We start from the raw sequence: 18,126 nt of genomic DNA on the forward strand, positions 1-18,126 counted from the left end.
GCTCCGCCGATGGACCTAGGGCCTCGGCGCCCGGGGCCTCTGTGCCAAGGGCCTCAGTGCAGCACCTTGAGTCCCACCACGCCGCAGACGATCAGCAGCAGGCAGCCGATCCGGGCCGCGGTCACCGCGTCCCCCAGCACCGCCATGCCGTAGAGCGCGGTGCCGACCGCGCCGATGCCGACCCAGACCGCGTACCCGGTGCCGATCGGAATGGTGCGCATCGCGTACGCCAGCCCGCCCATGCTGAACAGCAGCGCGACGCCGAAGACGAGGCTGGGAACGAGGCGGGAGAAGCCCTTGGACGATTCCAGGGCCACTGCCCAGACGGTCTCCAGGAGACCCGAGACGATCAGAACGAGCCAAGCCATGACGGCCGTACCTCCGCAGTCCACAGCGGCCGGATTGCCGCTGAACTGCGCCGTCTTGTCGTCACCGGGTACGACGCGCTCGTCCGGGGTGGCGGGGAAACAACCACCTGCTTCCGACCGTAGCACACATTGCCACACAGAATTTACAGAACGTCGTTGACCTCATTCCGGCGTTCCGCCATCCTGAATTCACTGGCCGTGTGCCCGAGTGGCTCAGGGAACCGTCTGCAAAGCGGTACACGCGGGTTCAATTCCCGCCACGGCCTCGAACAGGAATTGCCGGTCGACCGGAAAGGTCGACCGGCAATTCCGCATTCCGTTCCGCGGAATCCCGTCTCCCGGAATTCCGCGTTCCGCGGCGCGGCTCAGGCCGTGACGGCGTCCTCCGCGCGGATCGGCAGCCGGCCCACCGGCAGGCCGGTGGCGGCCCGGACGGCGGCGGCGACGGCCACCGGGGCGACCACCGCGGGCACCGCGCTGACCGCCTTGGCACCGAAGGTGGCGACCACGTCCCGCTCCTCCAGCAGCGCGGCGATCCGCACCTCCGGGGTGTCCAGCGAGGTGGGCAGCCGGTAGCCGGTGAGCGAGGGGTTGGCCAGCACCCCGCCCTCCGTGCGCAGGTCCTCCATCAGCGCCAGGCCCACGCCCTGGGCCACGCCCGCCTCGATCCGGTCCTCGATCTGGCGCGGGTTCAGCGCCCGGCCGACGTCCTGGGCGACGGTCATCTCGACCACCCGGACGGCCCCCAGCTCGATGTCCACGTCCACCACCGCGCGCATCGCGCAGAAGGAGATGGAGACGAAGGCGTCGCCGTGCCCGGACTCGTCCAGCGGCTCGGTCGGGTGCGGGCGGCACTGCGCGGTGGCCCAGAGCTCCTTGCCCTCCAGCGCCTCGGCGACCGGCATCCCGAGCACCCCGTCGTAGGAGGTGATCTTGCCGTCGGCGATCTGCAGCAGTTCCACCGACATCCCGAAGTCGGCGGCGATCGGCTGCAGCAGCTGGTGGCGGACCATCAGCGCGGCCCGCTCGACCGCCCCGCCGGAGACCCAGGTGTGCCGGCCCCGGGCGGACGGCCCGGTGACCGACTGGTCGCTGTCGGCCGGGGCGATGTAGACCTCGCTGATGCCCAGCACGGTCTGCACGATCTGCCGGGCCAGCGTGGCGAAGCCCTGCCCGGCGTCGACGGCCGCGCAGATCACCGTGGCGTGGTCGCCGCTCACCCGCACGGTGGCGGTGGAGACCTCGTCCTCGCCCTCGGCGCCCAGCATGTGCACCATGCCGACGGAGTAGCCGATCCCGCGCCGCACCGCGGCCGGGTCCCCGGCCCCGCCCGGTCCGCCGGGCAGCAGCCACTCGGCGTCCGGGTCGTCCACCGGCAGGGCCGGCAGCGGCTCGGCGGCCACCGCGTCCAGCAGCGCGCGCACCGGGGCCGGGCAGGTGACGGCCTGTCCGGTGGGCAGCGGGTCGCCGGTCGCCATCGCGTTGCGGCGGCGGATCTCCACCGGGTCCACGCCCACCCGGGCGGCCAGCTGGTCCAGCTGCGACTCGTACGCGAAGCAGGCCTGCAGCGCGCCCTCGCCGCGCATCCGCCCGGCCGGCGGGTTGTTGGTGCGCACCGCCCAGGCGTCCACGAAGACGTTCGGGCAGACGTACGGGCCGACCGAGAAGGCCGTCGCGGCGGCCAGTGCCTCGGCGGAGACGTCCGCGTAGGCGCCGCCGTCCAGCAGGATCTGCGCCTCGACCTTCACCAGGGTGCCCTCGGCGTCGGCGTGGTGGCGGTAGCGCAGCAGCGCGGGGTGGCGCGAGGCGTGGGTGTGGAAGGACTCCTCGCGGGTGAGGGTCATCTTCACCGGGCGGCCGGTGCGCAGCGCCAGCAGCGCCAGGGTGACCTGGAAGGAGATGTCCTCGCGGTCGGAGGTGGCGCCGGGCACACCGGTGACGACCAGTCGGACCCGGTCCGGCTCCAGGCCCAGGCAGGCGGCGGTGCGGTCGCGGTCGCCGTGCGGGTCGGTGGAGGACAGGTGCAGCTCGACGCCGCCGTCCGGGCGCGGCACGGCCAGCCCCGCCTCGGCACCCAGCGGGGCTGGGTCCTGCCGGCCGACCTGGTAGAGGCCCTCGACGACGATCTCGCCGACCGCGTCCGGGTCCCCGGTGCGCAGCGGCAGGTGGCGGAACAGGTTGCCGTCCGGGTGCAGCGCCGGCGCCGTGAAGGACTGCTCGGGGTCGGTGACCGCCTCCAGCGGCTCGTAGTCGACCGCGATCAGACCGACCGCCAGCCGGGCGGTGTCCGGGTGGTCGGCGGCGACCGCGGCGATCGGCTCGCCGTGGTGGCGCACCACGTCGGCGGCCAGCACCGGCCGGTCGGCGACGATCGGGCCGGCCGGGGCGCCGTCCGGACGGCCGTCCGGGCCGGGCGGCAGGTCGGCGGCGGTGACCACGGCGTGCACCCCGGGCAGGGCCAGCGCGGCCGAGGTGTCGATGCCGCGGATCCGGGCGTGCGGGTGCGGCGAGCGCAGCACCGCGCCCCAGAGCAGCCCCTCGGCCCACAGGTCGGCCGCGTACGGGTAGATGCCGAGCGCCTTGGGCAGTGCGTCGCTGCGCAGCGGGGAGCTGCCCAGGCCGAACGGCTCCGGTGCGGCGCCGCCCTCGCCGCCGTCCTGCTGGAGTGCTGCGCCGATGTCGGTAGGCGACGTCATGATGCGTGGTCGTCCTCGGGGAGCCGGATGCCGTGGGCGGGGGTGGCGCCGTAGGGGACGCCGGTGGTCGGGACGCCGGCCTCGGCCGGGGCGCCGTGCGGGTCCGTGTACGGGGTGCCGTGCGGGGGCGTGCCGTCGTGGCGGGCGCCGGGCAGCGGGGTGCCGTGCGCGGGGGTGGGCTCGTACACCGGGGCGTCGTAGCCGGTGTCGTAGCCGGGGTGCTGCTGGTGGCCGTCCGGGTAGCCGGCCGGCACGTAGGTGCCGTGCGCGGGGGTGGCCTGGTACGGCTGCTCGGGGTAGCCCTGCGGCGGGTAGTACACCTGGTCGTCGACGGCCTGGGCGGGGATGCCGGGCTGGGCCCCCGTCAGGGCGGAGGTGTCGTACACGCCGGTGTCGTAGCCGCCGTCGCCGTACGGCTGTTCGGCCGGGGCGGGCGTCGGGGCCTGCTCCTGGGCGGGGGCGGCGACCGGCTCGACGGGCGGCTGCGGGACGTGCTCGATCCAGGCCTCGGCGTCGGCGTGGACCGGCGGCTCGACGGCCGGCTGCGGCTCGACGGCGGCGGGCCGCCCGGCCGGGGCGGCCGTGGTCCGCGCGGCCGGTTCGGCGGCGGCCGCGGCGGCCTCCTCCGCCTCCTCGGCCTCCAGCGCGCGGGCGTCCGCGACGGTCTGGACGGCGGCCAGCACCCCGCGGTAGCCGGTGCAGCGGCACAGGTTGCCGCACAGCGCCTGCCGGGCCTCGACCTCGGTGGGCCGGTGGTTGCGCTGGAGCAGGTCGTGCACGGCCATCGCCATGCCGGGGGTGCAGTAGCCGCACTGCACGGCGCCGGAGCCGGCCAGCGCCTGCTGGACGTCGCTCGCGCCGCCGCCGGCCGACAGGCCCTCGACGGTGTTGATCTCGCTGTCGGCGGCCAGTGCGGCGGGCACCAGGCAGCCGGCCACCAGCTGGCCGTCCACCTGCACCGAGCAGGCGCCGCACTCGCCCTGCTCGCAGCCGTCCTTGGCGCCGGCCAGGCCGAGCCGCTCGCGCAGCACGTAGAGCAGGCTCTCGCCGATCCAGGCGTCGGTGACGGGCCGTTCGAAACCGTTGACCCGCAGGGTGTAGGAGGCGCACGGGCGCAGCTCCCGGCTGACCTGGGGGGTGAGGCCGAGCGGGTCGGCGTCGAGGGTCTCGATGGGGTCTGTGGTCACTTCAGCGCCCTTCCCAGTGCCCGTCGGGCCAGCACCGATACGGTACGCCGCAGCCGAACGGCGGCCGCGGTCGGCCCCTCGGTCACGGCCTCCCAGGCGCCCTCGGCGCCGTAGTTGTCGGGGACGCAGGCGGCGGCCACGTACTCGCCGAAGGCGGCGCCCGCGGCCGGGTCGATCTCCCGGCTGCCGTCCCAGTCGATGCAGCCGGCCACCCAGGCCTCGGCCTCCAGCGGGCGCAGCGGCACCGGGGCGACGGCCCCGACGGCGCAGCGCACGGCGCGCCGGGCCGGGTCGAGGACGAGCGCGACCGAGGCGGTGGCGCGGGCCGGGCCGCTGCGGCCGGTGGCCTTGAGGAAGACCTGCGGCGCGTGCAGCAGCGGGACCCGCACCCAGGTGAGCAGTTCGCCGGGGCGCACCGGGTCGAGGCCGGTGAGCAGGTGACCGACCGGCACCTCGCGGGTGCCGCCGGCCCGGGTCAGGGTGGCGGTGGCCTCCAGGGCGGCGAGCACCGGGAGGGTGTCGCCGGCCGGGGCGGCGGTGACGATGTTTCCGCCGAGGGTGCCGACGTTGCGGACCTGCGGCGGGCCGGCGGTGCGGGCGGCGTCGGCCAGGGCGGGGATGAGCGCGGCGAAGTCGGGGCGGTCCATCCGGGCGTGGGTGAGTCCGGCGCCGAGCACGGCGGTGCCGCCGTCCTCGTAGCGCCAGCCGCGCAGTTCGGTGATCCGGCCGAGGCCGACCAGGGCGGCGGGGCGCAGCCGTCCGGCGTTGACGGCCTCCATGAGGTCGGTGGCTCCGGCCACCGGTACCGCGGCCGGGGCGGCGGCCAGCGCGTCGACGGCCTCGTCGAGCGAGGCCGGCAGCATGATCGTCCGGTTCACCTGGGTCCCACCGTGCTCCACTTGCTCATCGATCGTCTGCCGCCCGCGGCCGTGGCCGCACTGTCCGCGTCAGCAGCCCGGCCTGGCCGTAGGGTACGGGCGATCGGGCCGGGTTGGGCAACTCTGGCACACAATGCTCGATGATCATTTCGGGACCGGTGAACGGGACTGCCCGATTGGGACGGAATCCGGGCGGTATCTGCCCCGGCCCGAACGGGACCGGAGCAGATGTTCATCTTTTCTTGACGTCAGATGACCGTCCATAAGTTCCCGAGGGACACCTCAGCGCACGGCAGCACCACCTCAGCGCACCGGGGGCGGCCCCTCGATCGGCCGTCCCGCCACCCCGGGCCGCCGCTGCCAGGGGTGCGGCCCGTCCGCCGGGCGGTACTCGACGCCCAGCGCGTCCAGCACCGCGAGGTGCCCGGTCAGCCGCCGCTCGAAGCCCGCGAAGTCGCGCTCGGCCGGCTCGGCGGGCAGCTCGGACCAGGCGACCTCGGCGAAGGCGACCAGCCGGGGGAAGGCCCGGTAGTCGATGTCCCGGGCGCTGTCCATGAACTCGCTCCACAGGTTGGCCTGGGTGCCGATGACGTGCCGGGCGGCGGCCTCGTCCAGCTGCGCCGGGACCGGCTCGAAGCGGTAGACGTCCTCCACCGTGCGCACGAAGCCGACCGGGATCGGCTCGTCCGGCCCGTCCGCCTGCCGGTGGTCGAAGTAGACGTGCTGCTCGGGGCACATCACCACGTCGTGCCCGGCCTTCGCGGCGGCGATCCCGCCGCCGAAGCCGCGCCAGGAGGAGACCGCCGCACCGGGGGCGAGTCCGCCCTCCAGGATCTCGTCCCAGCCGATCAGCCGGCGCCCGCGCCCGGCCAGCCAGCGGTCGAAGTGCCGGATCAGGTGGCTCTGCAGCTCGTCCTCGTTGGCCAGGCCCAGCTCGCGGATCCGGGCCTGGGCGGCGGCGCTGTCCTTCCACTGCTCCTTGGGGCACTCGTCGCCGCCGAGGTGGACGAACTCGGACGGGAAGATCTCCAGGACCTCCTCCAGCACCCCCTCGAAGAAGCGCAGGGTCTCCTCGGAGGCGTTGAGCACGTGGTGGCTCACCCCCCAGTCGGTCCAGACGCCCAGCGCGGCGGTGTCCACCACATCGGTGTTGCCCAGCTCGGGGTAGGCCGCGACGGCGGCCTGGGTGTGGCCGGGCAGGTCGATCTCCGGGACGACGGTGATCCCGCGCGCGGCCGCGTAGGCGACGATCTCGCGCAGGTCGTCCTGGGTGTAGTAGCCGCCGTGCGGGCGGTCGTCGCGGCGCTGCCCGGACCGGTAGCCGACCATCGAGCGCTCCCGCCAGGCGCCCTGCGCGGTCAGCCGCGGGTAGCGCTTGATCTCGATCCGCCAGCCCTGGTCGTCGGTCAGGTGCAGGTGCAGCACGTTGAGCTTGTGCACGGCCAGCAGGTCGACGAAGCGCAGCACGTCCGACTTGGGCAGGAAGTGCCGGGCGACGTCCAGCAGCGCGCCGCGCCAGCCGAACCGGGGCGCGTCGGCGATGTCCGCGCCGGGCAGCACCCAGCCCTCCCGGCGCAGCGGGGAGCGCCGGTAGGCGTCCGGCCCGAGCAGCTGCCGCAGGGTCTGGGCCGCCCACAGCGCGCCGGCCGGGCCGCCGGCGGCGAGCAGGGCGTGGCCGGGGCGCACCGTGATCCGGTACGCCTCGGCGGCCAGGGCGTCGTCCAGGACCAGTTCGATGCCGGCGCCCGGGCGCCCCGGCCCGAGCGGCAGCCCGGTGGCGGCGGAGAGCGTGCCGCGCAGCCAGTGCTCGGCATCGGCCAGCCCGGGCGGCGCGGTCAGCGTGGTGGTGGCGTCGAGCGGGAAGTCCCCGTCCGGGCGCCGGACGGCACTCGAAGGTGCGGGAATGAGGTCCATTCCGACATCCTGCCCAGGCCCGGAACGATTGGCATAGACCACCTCGGAAACGCGGTGCTATGCAAAACGGTGCTGTGCGGAACGCGGCCGTGCGCACCGGTGCCGTACGGACCGGCGGCCCGCGGACCGCGGCGGACTACTTGCCGCCGTTGTCCCCGTCGCCGCCCTGCGGCTTGCCGATGCCGTCGTAGATCTCCTTGCACATCGGGCAGACCGGGTACTTCTTCGGGTCGCGCCCGGGCACCCACACCTTGCCGCACAGCGCCACCACCGGGGACCCGGAGAGCGCGCTCTCCATGATCTTGTCCTTCTGGACGTAGTGGGCGAAGCGCTCGTGGTCGCCGTCGCCGTTGGACACCTGCGGGACGGGCTCGACCAGGGTGCCGGTGCCGAGGCCGCGCTCGGGCTCAAGAGTGCTCATGGGTGCCAAGTCTATGGGCGCCCCCGGAAACCGGGCCAGTATCGCGCGGCGGGCCCGCTCCGCGGGGGCTCCGCTCAGTTCATCGTCGGGTCGTCCGGGTAGGTCGCCAGCAGGGCCAGCGGGCCGCGCTGGCGGCGCAGCACGGACCGCCACAGCCGCTCCGGCTCGGGGCTGGAGACGTCCCCCGGCTCGCAGTCCACCAGGTACCAGGCACCGCTCTCCAGCTCGGTCTCCAGCTGGCCCGGCGACCAGCCGGCGTACCCGGCGAAGATCCGCAGGCTGCCCAGCTCCCCGGCCAGCACCTCGGGCGGCGCCTCCAGGTCCACCAGTCCGATCGCGCCGTGCACCCGTCGCCAGCCGAGCGGCTCGCCGCCGCCCGGCTCCCCCGGCGCGACCGCCACGCCGAGCGCCGAGTCCAGCGCCACCGGCCCGCCCTGGAACACCACCGCGGGCTGCCCGACGAGTCCGCCCCAGCCGTCCAGCACGCTGCCCACCTCGACCGGAGTCGGCCGGTTGAGCACCACGCCGAGCGCCCCCTCGACGTCGTGGTCGAGGAGCAGTACCACCGCCCGGGCGAAATTCGGGTCGGTGAGCACGGGCGTCGCGACGAGCAGACGGCCGGTGTGCGACCGGCCTCCGTGCGAATGGGCCGCCGTCATGCCACACATGATCCCGCAGAACGGCACCGGTCGGACACCGCAACACCCGAAACCCCGACACGCCGGACGAACACCCGTACGGCCGCACCGGAGGGCGGGAGCGGGGCCGGAGAGAGCACCATCACGGGAGAGGCTCACGGGAACCATCGGCACGCCCACTACCATCTACGGATGGTGGACGCCCCTCTACGGTGCCGACTCGGATTCTCCGGGGGCCCGAACGCGCCCGTACGCCCGTAACACGGTCCACCACCGGCTCCGCCCCGGAGCCGATCCCACTCCTCTGGCACCCCGGATTGCGAGAACGATGACCGACGACGTCCTGCTGGTCCACGGCGGAAACCCGCTCGAAGGCGAGATCCGCGTCCGCGGTGCGAAGAACCTGGTCCCCAAGGCCATGGTCGCCGCCCTCCTCGGCCAGGGCCCCAGCAGACTGCGCAACGTCCCGGACATCCGCGACGTCAAGGTGGTCCGCGGCCTGCTGCAGCTGCACGGTGTGACCGTGCGCACCGGCGACGAGGACGGCGAGCTGATCCTCGACCCCTCCCACGTGGAGAGCGCCAATGTCGCCGACATCGACGCCCACGCCGGCTCCTCGCGGATCCCGATCCTGTTCTGCGGCCCGCTGCTGCACCGCCTCGGCCACGCCTTCATCCCGGGCCTGGGCGGCTGCGACATCGGCGGCCGCCCGGTCGACTTCCACTTCGAGGTGCTGCGCCAGTTCGGCGCCACCATCGAGAAGCACCCGCAGGGCACCTACCTGGTCGCCCCGCAGCGGCTGCGCGGCACCAAGATCGAGCTGCCCTACCCCTCGGTCGGCGCGACCGAGCAGGTGCTGCTCACCGCCGTCCTCGCCGAGGGCGTCACCGAGCTGCGCAACGCGGCCATCGAGCCGGAGATCGTCGACCTGATCTGCGTGCTGCAGAAGATGGGCGCGATCATCACCCTGGGCACCGACCGCACCATCCTGATCACCGGTGTGGACGAGCTGAACGGCTACACCCACCGGGCCCTCCCGGACCGCCTGGAGGCCGCCTCCTGGGCCTGCGCGGCGCTCGCCACCAAGGGCGACATCTACGTCCGCGGCGCCCGCCAGCTGGAGATGATGACCTTCCTCAACACCTTCCGGAAGGTCGGTGGCGCCTTCGAGGTGGAGGACGAGGGCATCCGCTTCTGGCACCCGGGCGGCGAGCTCAAGGCGATCGCCCTGGAGACCGACGTGCACCCGGGCTTCCAGACCGACTGGCAGCAGCCGCTGGTGGTCGCGCTGACCCAGGCCACCGGGCTGTCCATCGTGCACGAGACGGTGTACGAGTCGCGGCTGGGCTTCACCGGCGCGCTCAACCAGATGGGCGCACACATCCAGCTCTACCGCGAGTGCCTGGGCGCCACCCCGTGCCGCTTCGGCGCCCGCAACTTCCTGCACTCCGCGGTCGTCTCCGGCCCGTCCAAGCTGATGGGCGCCGAGCTGGTCATCCCGGACCTGCGCGGCGGCTTCTCGTACCTGATCGCGGCGCTGGCGGCCGAGGGCACCTCGACCGTGCACGGCATCGACCTGATCAACCGCGGCTACGAGAACTTCATGGACAAGCTGCGGGACCTCGGCGCCCACGTCGAGCTGCCCAGCGAGCAGCTGGTCGACGCGTAACGGATACGCACACGGCGAGAGGCCGGGCTCCCCGCGGGGAGCCCGGCCTCTCGGGCGTTCAAGGGGTGGTTCAGACGCCCTTGGCGGCTTCCTTCAGCTTGGAGCCGGCGCTCACCTTGGCGCTGTAGCCGGCCGCGATCTGGATCGGCTCGCCGGTCTGCGGGTTGCGGGCGGTGCGAGCAGCGCGGTGGGTGCGCTCGAAGGTCAGGAAACCGGGGATGGTGACCTTCTCGTCGCCCTTGGCGACGACCTCGCCGACGATCTCGGCGAAGGCGGCCAGAACGGCGTCGGCGTCCTTGCGGGTCACCTCGGCGCGCTCGGACAGCGCGGCCACCAGCTCACTGCGGTTCATGTGTACTCCTGTGGTCTGTTCGCTTGCGGTGTGCGGGGGCCCATCGGTGCTCCCACCGGGGGGCACCCGGATGGGCCGCAGGTCCGCACACTGTGCTCATGCAGGCATTGCGTGGTCGCAGGCCGGGTCCGAACCCGATGCCGCGCGCCGGAGCCGTCTGAAGAGGCCCGCCGCCTGCCTGGGTACGAATCCTGCCCCGACCGGCCCTGAGAAAGCCAATCGGGCCCCGGCCGAGCCACCCGAACGTCGCCCGCCCGTCGGAGGTGTGACGCCCCGTCGGCTCCGGCGGACCGGGAGCGGGCGGCGGTCGGGACGACGCGCCGGAAGACCAGGGGGACGTTCCGTACTTGTCGGACACGCCTGCCCCGGCCAGGGCTACCGTACGCCCTAGGCACGACAAGCCCAAACACGCCCCTCGCCCTTGTGTCGCAAGGGTTCGGGGCGGACTTGGGCGGGTATGGCCGCTAATCGGACATTTGAGCGATCAGCGGCGGCGCCGTCGGACCGGGCCGACGGCGCCGGAAGGCACCCCTCAGAGCTTGACCACGGGGAACGCGGCGGCGTCCAGGGTGCCGACGATACCGGGGGTCGGACGGGCCGGGACGGCGGGCTCCTGGCCGTCGGCCAGGGCCGCCTCGCGCACCGCGGCGGCGACGGTCTTGGCGACGTCCTTGTTGAAGACGCTCGGGATGATGTAGTTGGCGTTCAGCTCGTCGTCGCCGACGGTGGTGGCCAGCGCCCGGGCGGCGGCGATCATCATCTCGGTGTTGACCGTGCGGCTCTGGGCGTCCAGGAGGCCGCGGAAGACACCCGGGAAGACCAACACGTTGTTGATCTGGTTCGGGAAGTCGCTGCGGCCGGTGGCGACCACGGCGGCGGTGTGCCGGGCCACGGCCGGGTCGACCTCCGGGTCCGGGTTGGCCAGCGCGAAGACGATCGACTGCTCCGCCATGGTGGCCAGGTCGTCGCCGTCCAGCACGTTCGGGGCCGAGACGCCGATGAAGACGTCGGCGTCCGCCACGGCCTCCTTGAGGCTGCCGGTGCGGCCCGAGCGGTTGGTGTGCTCGGCGATCCAGCGCAGGCTGTCGTTGAGGTCCTCACGGCCCAGGTGGACCACGCCGTGGACGTCCGCGACGGTGGCGTGCTCGACGCCGGCCGCCAGCAGCAGCTTGAGGATCGCGGTGCCGGCCGCGCCGGCGCCCGACATCACCACCCGGATGTCGCCGATCCGCTTGCCGACCACCTTGAGCGCGTTGGTGAGGGCCGCCAGCACCACGATCGCGGTGCCGTGCTGGTCGTCGTGGAAGACCGGGATGTCCAGGGCCTCGCGCAGCCGGGCCTCGATCTCGAAGCAGCGCGGCGCGGAGATGTCCTCCAGGTTGATGCCGGCGAAGCCGGGGGCGATCGCCTTGACGATGGCGACGATCTCGTCGCTGTCCTGGGTGTCCAGGCAGATCGGCCAGGCGTCGATCCCGGCGAAGCGCTTGAACAGGGCCGCCTTGCCCTCCATCACGGGCAGCGCGGCCGCCGGGCCGATGTTGCCCAGGCCGAGCACGGCCGAGCCGTCGGTGACCACCGCGACGCTGTTGCGCTTGATGGTCAGGCGGCGGGCGTCCTCGGGGTTCTCGGCGATCGCCATGCAGACCCGGGCCACGCCCGGGGTGTAGATCATGCTGAGGTCGTCACGGTTGCGGATCGGCAGCTTCGAGGACATCTCGATCTTGCCGCCGAGGTGCATCAGGAAGGTGCGGTCCGAGACCTTGCCGATCGACACGCCGTCGATCGTCCGCAGCTTCTCGACGATCTCCTCGCCGTGCGCGACCGAGGAGGCCGCCACGGTCACGTCGATCCGCAGCGCCTCCAGGCCGGACGCGGTGACGTCGAGACCGGTGACCGATCCGCCGGAGGACTCCACGGCCGTGGTGATCGCGCTGACCGCGTTGCCGCGGGCCGGGACCTCCAGTCGCACCGTGATCGAGTTGGAGACACTGGGCACCGTCGCCATCGACGCTTCCTTCTTCCGTCTGTCCCGCAGGCTCAACATTTTGTTGAAGGCATCGCCTGCGCATGCTAGACCTCGATCGTCGCACCTTCCAAGGGATTGCCAGAAATAACGTTCATTGAGTGTGCGGATCCGACAACCGGGCCCGATCGCCCGCGGTCCCCGACCGCGCACTCCTTGCCTCTCCCGGCCGATGCGTTACATTGGACGGGCACCGGCTCGATCCAAGCCCCCGGGCCCAACCTTCGTCCCTCAGAGGGACCACTTGCCGCGAGGCGAGCATGGCGGGTCGGTGTACTAAACGTCCGAAGGCCCCTCACCACCGGTGAGGGGCCTTCGTCGTGGGCGGGTCAGCCGTGCAGCAGCGCGGGCACGCCGGCCGCGTCCGGCAGGTCGTCAGGACCGGACAGCACGGTCAGCCGCTGGGTCGCCCGGGTGAGCGCCACGTACAGCACCCGCAGGCCGGCCTCCGACTCACCGGCGATGCCGGTCGGGTCGGCGACCACCGTCGCGTCGTACTCCAGGCCCTTGGCCTCCAGGCTGCCCAGCGCCACCACGCGCTCGCCCAGGCCCTCGGCCCAGCCGGCCGCCTCGGCCCGGCGGTCCATCGGCACCACGATCGCCACGGTGCCGTCCACCTCGCCCAGCAGCCGCTCCAGCTCCGCCCGGGCGCCCCGGCCGAAGGCCTCCGGCCCGGGGGCGGTGACCGCCGCGAAGCGCGGCTCGACGCCGACGTGGCGCACCGCGCTCGGCGACGGCGTGCCCGGCGCGGCCAGCGCCAGCACCTTGGCCGCGACCTCGGCGATCTCGGCCGGGTTGCGGTAGTTGACCGTCAGCGTGAAGCGGCGGCGCGGCTTGCCGGCCAGCACCTCGTCCATCGCCGCCTGGGCCTCCTGCGGGAACGGCCAGGAGGACTGCGCCGGGTCGCCGACGATGGTCCAGGTGGCCATCCGGGAACGGCGGCCGATCATCCGCCACTGCATCGGGGTGAGGTCCTGGGCCTCGTCCACGATGACGTGCGCGTACTCCGTGCGCTCCACCGGCCGGCGGTCCCGCTGGCGGGAGTTGCGGTCGGCGAAGGTGGTCACCTCGTCCAGGCCGCTCAGCAGGTCCACCGCGTCCACCTCGCGGACCTTCGGCCGGGCCGGCTCGCCGAGCAGCAGCTGCAGCTCGTCCACCAGCGCCACGTCGTGCGCGGACAGCTCGCCCGCGCCCTCCGGCGAGAGGTGGCGCCAGGAGGCGGCCAGCAGCCGCGCCTCGTCCGGGGTCACGGCGCGACGGGCGATCCGGTTGGTGTGCCGGGACTGCTTGAGCGTGCCGAGCACCCGGCGCGGGCTCAGGGGCGGCCACCAGGCGTCCAGGAAGTCCAGGAACGACGCCTCGTCCGAGACGTACTCGTCGAAGGACTCCTTCTCCTCCTGGCGCTGCTCCCGGGCGTAGTGGTCGGCGGGCCTGGGCAGGTGCCTGGTGGCCTCCTGCCACAGGGCGTCCAGCAGCAGCCGGCGGGCGCGCGGGCGCAGCAGGTTCAGCGGGGTGCCGCCGGAGCCCACCACGTTGCCGCGGACGGCCTTCAGCCGGCCCGCGTCCAGCTTCAGCACCTCGCCGCGGGCGACCACCTTGAGCTCCTGCGGGGCACCGAGCTCCAGCGCCGCCCGGGCGGCCCGGCGCAGCAGGTGCACCATTCGGGCCGAGCCCTTGACCCGGGCCGCCTCCGGGGTGTCGTAGGTGCCCGCCTCGATGCCGTCCACCAGTGAGCCGATCGCCCGGATGGCGACCTGGCCCTCCTCGCCCAGCGAGGGCAGCACGCCCTCGGTGTACGAGACCAGCAGCGCGGTGGGCGAGACCACCAGGATGCCCCCGGCGTAGCGGCGGCGGTCCTGGTACAGCAGGTAGGCGGCGCGGTGCAGGGCGACGGCGGTCTTGCCGGTGCCGGGGCCGCCGGTGACGAGGGTGGCCCCGGCCGCGGCGGCCCGGATCACCTCGTCCTGCTCCTTCTGGATGGAGGAGACGATGTCGCGCATCGAGTGGCTGCGGGCGCGGCCGAGCGAGGCCATCAGCGCGCCGTCGCCGACCACGGCCAGCTCCTCGCCGCCCAGGGTCGGGGTGAGGTCGGGGCGCAGCAGGTCGTCCTCGACGCCGATCACCCTGCGGCCCTTGGAGCGGATCACCCGGCGGCGGATCACCCGGCCGGGCTCCACCGGGGTGGCGCGGTAGAACGGCGCGGCGGCCGGGGCCCGCCAGTCGATCACCAGCGGGCCGAACTCGGCGTCCAGGACGCCGAGGCGGCCGATGTGGAGGGTCTCGGCGACCGCCGGGTCGGCCGGGTCGAGCGGGGTGTTCGAGGGGATGCCGTGTTCCTCCGGGGCGTCCGCCCGCTGGAGGTCGATCCGGCCGAAGAGGAAGTCCTCGAACTCGTTGTTGAGCCGCTGGAGGTGCGCGCCGGCCCGGTAGACCTGGGCGTCACGCTCGGCGAGGGCACCGGGGGTGCCGACCTGGACCCGCTTGGCGGCGTCCTCCAGGATGTACTCCGCCTCGGCGAGCTTCTCCTCCAGCCGGTGGTAGACGGTGTCGAGGTGCTGCTGCTCACCGGCGATCTCGCGCTCGCGGACGCTCTCGTGATCGGGGGTGGGGGTGGTGTCCGTGTTGCTCTGCATGGCCTCGGGGGTTGCGACGGAATCCGGCTCCGGAAAACGAGCGGACGGATGATCCTACGCCCGGGCGCGCGGCAACGCGGCACCGGGACCGTAACAATTCGAAGGCCGCCCTCCGCATCAGCGGTGGACGGCCTTCGGTGTGAACATGGGGTGGTGGAGATGCCGGGAATCGAACCCGGGTCCAGTGGAGTTAATTCAGGGCTTCTCCGAGCGCAGTCCGCTGCGATTTTCTCGGCCCTGGCGGTCACACGGACAAGCCGCCAACAGGCCCAGCTGCTGTTTGATTTCCCATCCACCCCCGCAGCCCGGGCGGACGGTTGAGTTCCCTAGATTATGCCAGGGTCCGGGTCGGGAACTCCCCGGTCTGACACCCAAGCGCTATCGGTGCTTATTAGGCAGCGAGAGCGAACTGCTGGGAATCGCGCTTAGAGTTGGCGATTATTTTTTTGCGACACGTGGTTAACGAGATCATTGCCGCGTTCCTCGGCTCGCTTCCCCTGTTTCAACATCCCCTGTCGAAACCGATCATCCCCATGTTTTTTTGAGAAACAGCTCGGACGGTGACCGTCCGTGTTGCTGACGCCATAGTACGCGAGGCGACCGGCGAGGGTCCAGCGGATTAACGCTGGCGCCGCCGGGCCGCCGCCACCGCGCGGGCCGTCTCGCGGGTGTCCTGCTTCTCGCGCAGCGTCTGGCGCTTGTCGTACAGCTTCTTGCCGACCGCCAGTGCGAGTTCGAGCTTGACCCGGCCGTCCTTGAAGTACAGGGACAGCGGGATCAGGGTGTGGCCCGCGTCGCGGACCGTGGCCTCGATCTTGCGGATCTCCAGCCGGTGCAGCAGCAGCTTGCGCTTGCGCCGGGCCGCGTGGTTGGTCCACGTCCCCTGGGTGTACTCGGGGATGAAGACGTTGTCGATCCACGCCTCGTGGTTCTGGATGTAGGCGTAGCCGTCGACCAGGTTGGCGCGGCCCTCGCGCAGCGACTTGACCTCCGTCCCGGTGAGGACGAGGCCGCACTCGTAGGTGTCGAGGATCGTGTACTCGTGTCGCGCCTTCTTGTTCTGCGCGATCAGCTTCTGTCCGGTTTCCTTTGCCATAGCGCGGCCATTCTCGCACTTCGACGCCGGGTCGGGCAGCTGCTTTAGGCGCGGCCCGTCAGGACCGGGTGCCCAGCCCGGCGAGCACCCGCAGGGCGAGCGCGTCGGCGTCCTCGGCGGCCGCGGCCGGGACGTCCGGGGTCAGCCCGGTGCCGTCCGGGGAGCGCCCGGCCGGGGTGTAGTAGCGCCCGACGGTCAGCTCCAGCACCGCCCCGTCGGCGAGCCTGCTGGGCTGCTGGACGGTGCCCTTGCCGAAGGTACGGGAGCCCACCACGACGGCGCGGCTGCGGTCCTGCAGGGCCCCGGCGAGCAGTTCCGCGGCGCTCATCGTGCCGCCGTCCACCAGCACCACCAGCGGGGTGCGCGGGTCGCCGCCGGGCGGGGCGGTCAACTCCCGCGTCTCGCCGCGCTCCTGGTACGAGCCGACGGATCCGCCGTCCAGGAAGCTCCCGGCGGTGCCGACCGCCTCGTCCAGCAACCCGCCGGAGTTGCCGCGCAGATCGAGCACCACGCCGGCGTGCGGGGCGCGCAGCGCGGCCCGCACCTGGTCGGCCACGCCGCTGGTGAAGGCCCGGACGGTGATCCGCAGCACGCCCTTGCCCAGGTGCTCCGCGGTGACCTGCCGGCTGTCCAGCAGCACCCGGCGCAGCCGCAGTTCGCGCACCGGTCCGTCGCCGCGCCGCACGGCCAGGGTGACCTCGGAGCCGGGCCGGCGCTCGTCGCCCTGCCCGCGCAGCCGGGCCACCACCTCGGTGACCGGCAGCCGGTCGGCCTGGTCCCCGTCGATCGCCAGCAGCCGGTCACCGGGGGCGATCCCGGCCTCGGCGGCCGGTCCGGCCGGGGTGACCTCGGAGACCGCGGTGACGCCGTCCTCGCCGCGGCCGACCGACAGGCCGACCCCGGGGTAGCGGCCGTCCAGGCCCTGGCTGAACTCGGCGTACTCCTGGGCGCTGTAGTACGCACCCCAGCGGTCGCCGCCGGCCGCGAGCAGGTGCTCGGCCTGCTGCTCGGACAGCGCGGCGCCGGCCGGGTCCGCCGGGAGCCGGGCCGCGGCCGGGGCCAGGTCGGCGGGGGCGCGGCGCAGCGGGTCGCCCGGCTCGCCCCAGGCACCGGTCGCGGCGCCGGTCAGCAGCACGGCGCCGAACACCAGGCTGAGGGCGGCCACCTGACGTGCCCTGCGCGGAGTTTGCAGCATGGCAACGGAGTGTAGACACCGCACCGCGCGCGGCGGGCCGGAACGAGGAGCGCGGAACGCCGACGGCCCCGTACGGCGCAGTGCCGTACGGGGCCGAAGCAACCTGCGGGGATCAGACCTTGAGGTACTTGCGCAGCGTGAAGAACGCCGCGATGCCGGCCATCCCCATGCCGACCACGACCAGCAGCGGGATCACCGCCAGCACCGAGCTGAGGCCGATGAAGTGGATGAACTGCACCCGGTCGGCCAGCCAGTTCTGGACGAAGAAGTGCCCGCCGACCAGCAGGCCGGAGGCCAGCGCCGCACCGAGCAGCGCGGAGAACGCGGCCTCGGCGATGAACGGCATCTGGACGTAGAAGTTCGACGCGCCGACCAGGCGCATGATGCCGGTCTCGCGCCGCCTGCTGTACGCCGACACCCGGACGGTGTTGACGATCAGCAGCAACGCGACGAACAGCATCAACACCATGATCACGAACGCCGCCGTCTGCAGGCCGTTGAGCAGGCCGAACAGGTTCTCCAGGATCTTCCGTTGGTCCTCGACCGACTTGACGCCGGGCTTGCCCGCGAAGGCGCTCTGGATGACGTCGTACTTGGTCGGGTCGTTGAGCTTCACCCGCCAGGACTGCGGCATGGCGTCCGGGCCCAGGACGGAGATGAGCGGGTTGTCCGGGTTCATCTCCTTCCAGTGCTTGTACGCCTCGGCGGAGCTCTCGTAGGTGGACGACTGGACCACCGAACTCATCTTGTCCAGCTGGTCCTTGATGTCCTGGACCTGCTGGTCGGTGGCCGCGCCCTTGTCGCACTGCGGCGAGTTGCGGGCATCCGCCTTCGTACAGAAGTAGATGCTCACCTCGACCTTGTCGTACCAGTACCCCTTCATGGAGTTCACCTGGTCGCGGACCAGGAGCGAGGAACCGGCGAGGGCGAGGGAGAGCGCGACGCTGACCACGACCGCGATGGTCATGGTCAGGTTGCGTCGGAGACCCACACCGATCTCCGACAGGACGAACTGGGCACGCATGCGGGAAACAACTCCAGGGTCGGTACTGCGTG

The 18,126-nt window shown here is 72.9% G+C and carries 13 protein-coding genes, 1 tRNA gene, 1 other RNA gene, 1 pseudogene and 1 riboswitch; of the genes and pseudogenes, 2 read left to right on the forward strand and 14 right to left on the reverse strand.

Going from position 1 to position 18,126, the window contains the following annotated elements; genetic code table 11:
* Positions 1-53: 53 nt before the first annotated feature.
* Entirely contained in the window at positions 54-368 is a 315-nt protein-coding gene (locus ABTZ03_RS22850; protein WP_350514894.1) for a DMT family transporter, read from the reverse strand.
* Between the two features lie 44 nt (positions 369-412).
* Positions 413-478, reverse strand: a riboswitch (guanidine-III (ykkC-III) riboswitch).
* 84 nt (positions 479-562) lie between these two features.
* Here ABTZ03_RS22850 and ABTZ03_RS22855 point away from each other — a divergent pair.
* Positions 563-634 (forward strand) — tRNA-Cys (locus ABTZ03_RS22855).
* Positions 635-733: 99 nt separating this feature from the next.
* Here ABTZ03_RS22855 and ABTZ03_RS22860 read toward each other — a convergent pair.
* The 6 genes and pseudogenes from ABTZ03_RS22860 to ABTZ03_RS22885 all read right to left on the reverse strand — a co-directional run bounded on the left by ABTZ03_RS22860 (position 734) and on the right by ABTZ03_RS22885 (position 8,132).
* A complete protein-coding gene (locus ABTZ03_RS22860) occupies positions 734-3,064 on the reverse strand; it encodes a xanthine dehydrogenase family protein molybdopterin-binding subunit (RefSeq protein ID WP_350514895.1) in 2,331 nt (776 codons plus the stop codon).
* Between the two features lie 658 nt (positions 3,065-3,722).
* Positions 3,723-4,176, reverse strand: a pseudogene (locus ABTZ03_RS22865) ((2Fe-2S)-binding protein); the annotation flags it as partial.
* A gap of 71 nt (positions 4,177-4,247) precedes the next feature.
* Positions 4,248-5,114: an FAD binding domain-containing protein gene (locus ABTZ03_RS22870; RefSeq protein WP_350514931.1), complete on the reverse strand. Its 867-nt coding sequence runs from the start codon at positions 5,112-5,114 to the stop codon at positions 4,248-4,250.
* Positions 5,115-5,432: 318 nt separating this feature from the next.
* Positions 5,433-7,043: a beta-N-acetylhexosaminidase gene (locus ABTZ03_RS22875; RefSeq protein ID WP_350514896.1), complete on the reverse strand. Its 1,611-nt coding sequence runs from the start codon at positions 7,041-7,043 to the stop codon at positions 5,433-5,435.
* 136 nt (positions 7,044-7,179) lie between these two features.
* Positions 7,180-7,464, reverse strand: coding sequence for a DUF3039 domain-containing protein (locus tag ABTZ03_RS22880; protein ID WP_350514897.1), 285 nt, complete (start codon positions 7,462-7,464; stop codon positions 7,180-7,182).
* A 74-nt stretch (positions 7,465-7,538) separates the two neighbouring features.
* Positions 7,539-8,132 (reverse strand): YqgE/AlgH family protein, encoded by a 594-nt coding sequence (locus ABTZ03_RS22885; protein ID WP_400929379.1) that lies wholly within the window; start codon positions 8,130-8,132, stop codon positions 7,539-7,541.
* Between the two features lie 298 nt (positions 8,133-8,430).
* Here ABTZ03_RS22885 and murA point away from each other — a divergent pair, with 298 nt between their 5' ends.
* Entirely contained in the window at positions 8,431-9,771 is a 1,341-nt protein-coding gene (gene murA / locus ABTZ03_RS22890) for a UDP-N-acetylglucosamine 1-carboxyvinyltransferase (protein WP_350514899.1), read from the forward strand.
* A gap of 70 nt (positions 9,772-9,841) precedes the next feature.
* Here the strand turns inward: murA and ABTZ03_RS22895 are convergent, their stop codons facing one another.
* The 7 genes from ABTZ03_RS22895 to ftsX all read right to left on the reverse strand — a co-directional run bounded on the left by ABTZ03_RS22895 (position 9,842) and on the right by ftsX (position 18,094).
* Positions 9,842-10,123: an HU family DNA-binding protein gene (locus tag ABTZ03_RS22895; protein WP_188304146.1), complete on the reverse strand. Its 282-nt coding sequence runs from the start codon at positions 10,121-10,123 to the stop codon at positions 9,842-9,844.
* 532 nt (positions 10,124-10,655) lie between these two features.
* Positions 10,656-12,128, reverse strand: a complete 1,473-nt coding sequence (locus ABTZ03_RS22900) for an NAD-dependent malic enzyme (protein WP_350514900.1) — start codon at positions 12,126-12,128, stop codon at positions 10,656-10,658.
* A gap of 347 nt (positions 12,129-12,475) precedes the next feature.
* Entirely contained in the window at positions 12,476-14,779 is a 2,304-nt protein-coding gene (locus ABTZ03_RS22905; protein ID WP_350514901.1) for a HelD family protein, read from the reverse strand.
* Between the two features lie 151 nt (positions 14,780-14,930).
* Positions 14,931-15,312, reverse strand: a transfer-messenger RNA (tmRNA) gene (ssrA, locus tag ABTZ03_RS22910).
* Between the two features lie 86 nt (positions 15,313-15,398).
* Positions 15,399-15,875 (reverse strand): SsrA-binding protein SmpB, encoded by a 477-nt coding sequence (gene smpB / locus ABTZ03_RS22915; RefSeq protein ID WP_350514902.1) that lies wholly within the window; start codon positions 15,873-15,875, stop codon positions 15,399-15,401.
* Positions 15,876-15,933: 58 nt separating this feature from the next.
* Positions 15,934-17,070 carry a S41 family peptidase gene (locus ABTZ03_RS22920; protein WP_350514903.1) on the reverse strand — a complete coding sequence of 379 codons (1,137 nt, stop codon included), beginning with the start codon at positions 17,068-17,070 and terminating at the stop codon, positions 15,934-15,936.
* Between the two features lie 112 nt (positions 17,071-17,182).
* Positions 17,183-18,094, reverse strand: a complete 912-nt coding sequence (gene ftsX / locus ABTZ03_RS22925; protein ID WP_350514904.1) for a permease-like cell division protein FtsX — start codon at positions 18,092-18,094, stop codon at positions 17,183-17,185.
* Positions 18,095-18,126 lie beyond the last annotated feature (32 nt).

The organism is Kitasatospora sp. NPDC096077 (assembly GCF_040303245.1).
GTDB lineage: Bacteria > Actinomycetota > Actinomycetes > Streptomycetales > Streptomycetaceae > Kitasatospora.

Coding starts and splice junctions, on each gene's coding strand:
- ABTZ03_RS22860 (WP_350514895.1), bottom strand. CDS start 3,064: ATGACGTCGCCTACCGACATCGGCGCAGCACTCCAGCAGGACGGCGGC.
- ABTZ03_RS22850 (WP_350514894.1), bottom strand. CDS start 368: ATGGCTTGGCTCGTTCTGATCGTCTCGGGTCTCCTGGAGACCGTCTGG.
- ABTZ03_RS22885 (WP_400929379.1), bottom strand. CDS start 8,132: ATGTGTGGCATGACGGCGGCCCATTCGCACGGAGGCCGGTCGCACACC.
- ABTZ03_RS22875 (WP_350514896.1), bottom strand. CDS start 7,043: ATGGACCTCATTCCCGCACCTTCGAGTGCCGTCCGGCGCCCGGACGGG.
- ABTZ03_RS22870 (WP_350514931.1), bottom strand. CDS start 5,114: ATGCTGCCGGCCTCGCTCGACGAGGCCGTCGACGCGCTGGCCGCCGCC.
- murA (WP_350514899.1), top strand. CDS start 8,431: ATGACCGACGACGTCCTGCTGGTCCACGGCGGAAACCCGCTCGAAGGC.
- ABTZ03_RS22905 (WP_350514901.1), bottom strand. CDS start 14,779: ATGCAGAGCAACACGGACACCACCCCCACCCCCGATCACGAGAGCGTC.
- smpB (WP_350514902.1), bottom strand. CDS start 15,875: ATGGCAAAGGAAACCGGACAGAAGCTGATCGCGCAGAACAAGAAGGCG.
- ABTZ03_RS22900 (WP_350514900.1), bottom strand. CDS start 12,128: ATGGCGACGGTGCCCAGTGTCTCCAACTCGATCACGGTGCGACTGGAG.
- ABTZ03_RS22880 (WP_350514897.1), bottom strand. CDS start 7,464: ATGAGCACTCTTGAGCCCGAGCGCGGCCTCGGCACCGGCACCCTGGTC.
- ftsX (WP_350514904.1), bottom strand. CDS start 18,094: ATGCGTGCCCAGTTCGTCCTGTCGGAGATCGGTGTGGGTCTCCGACGC.
- ABTZ03_RS22895 (WP_188304146.1), bottom strand. CDS start 10,123: ATGAACCGCAGTGAGCTGGTGGCCGCGCTGTCCGAGCGCGCCGAGGTG.
- ABTZ03_RS22920 (WP_350514903.1), bottom strand. CDS start 17,070: ATGCTGCAAACTCCGCGCAGGGCACGTCAGGTGGCCGCCCTCAGCCTG.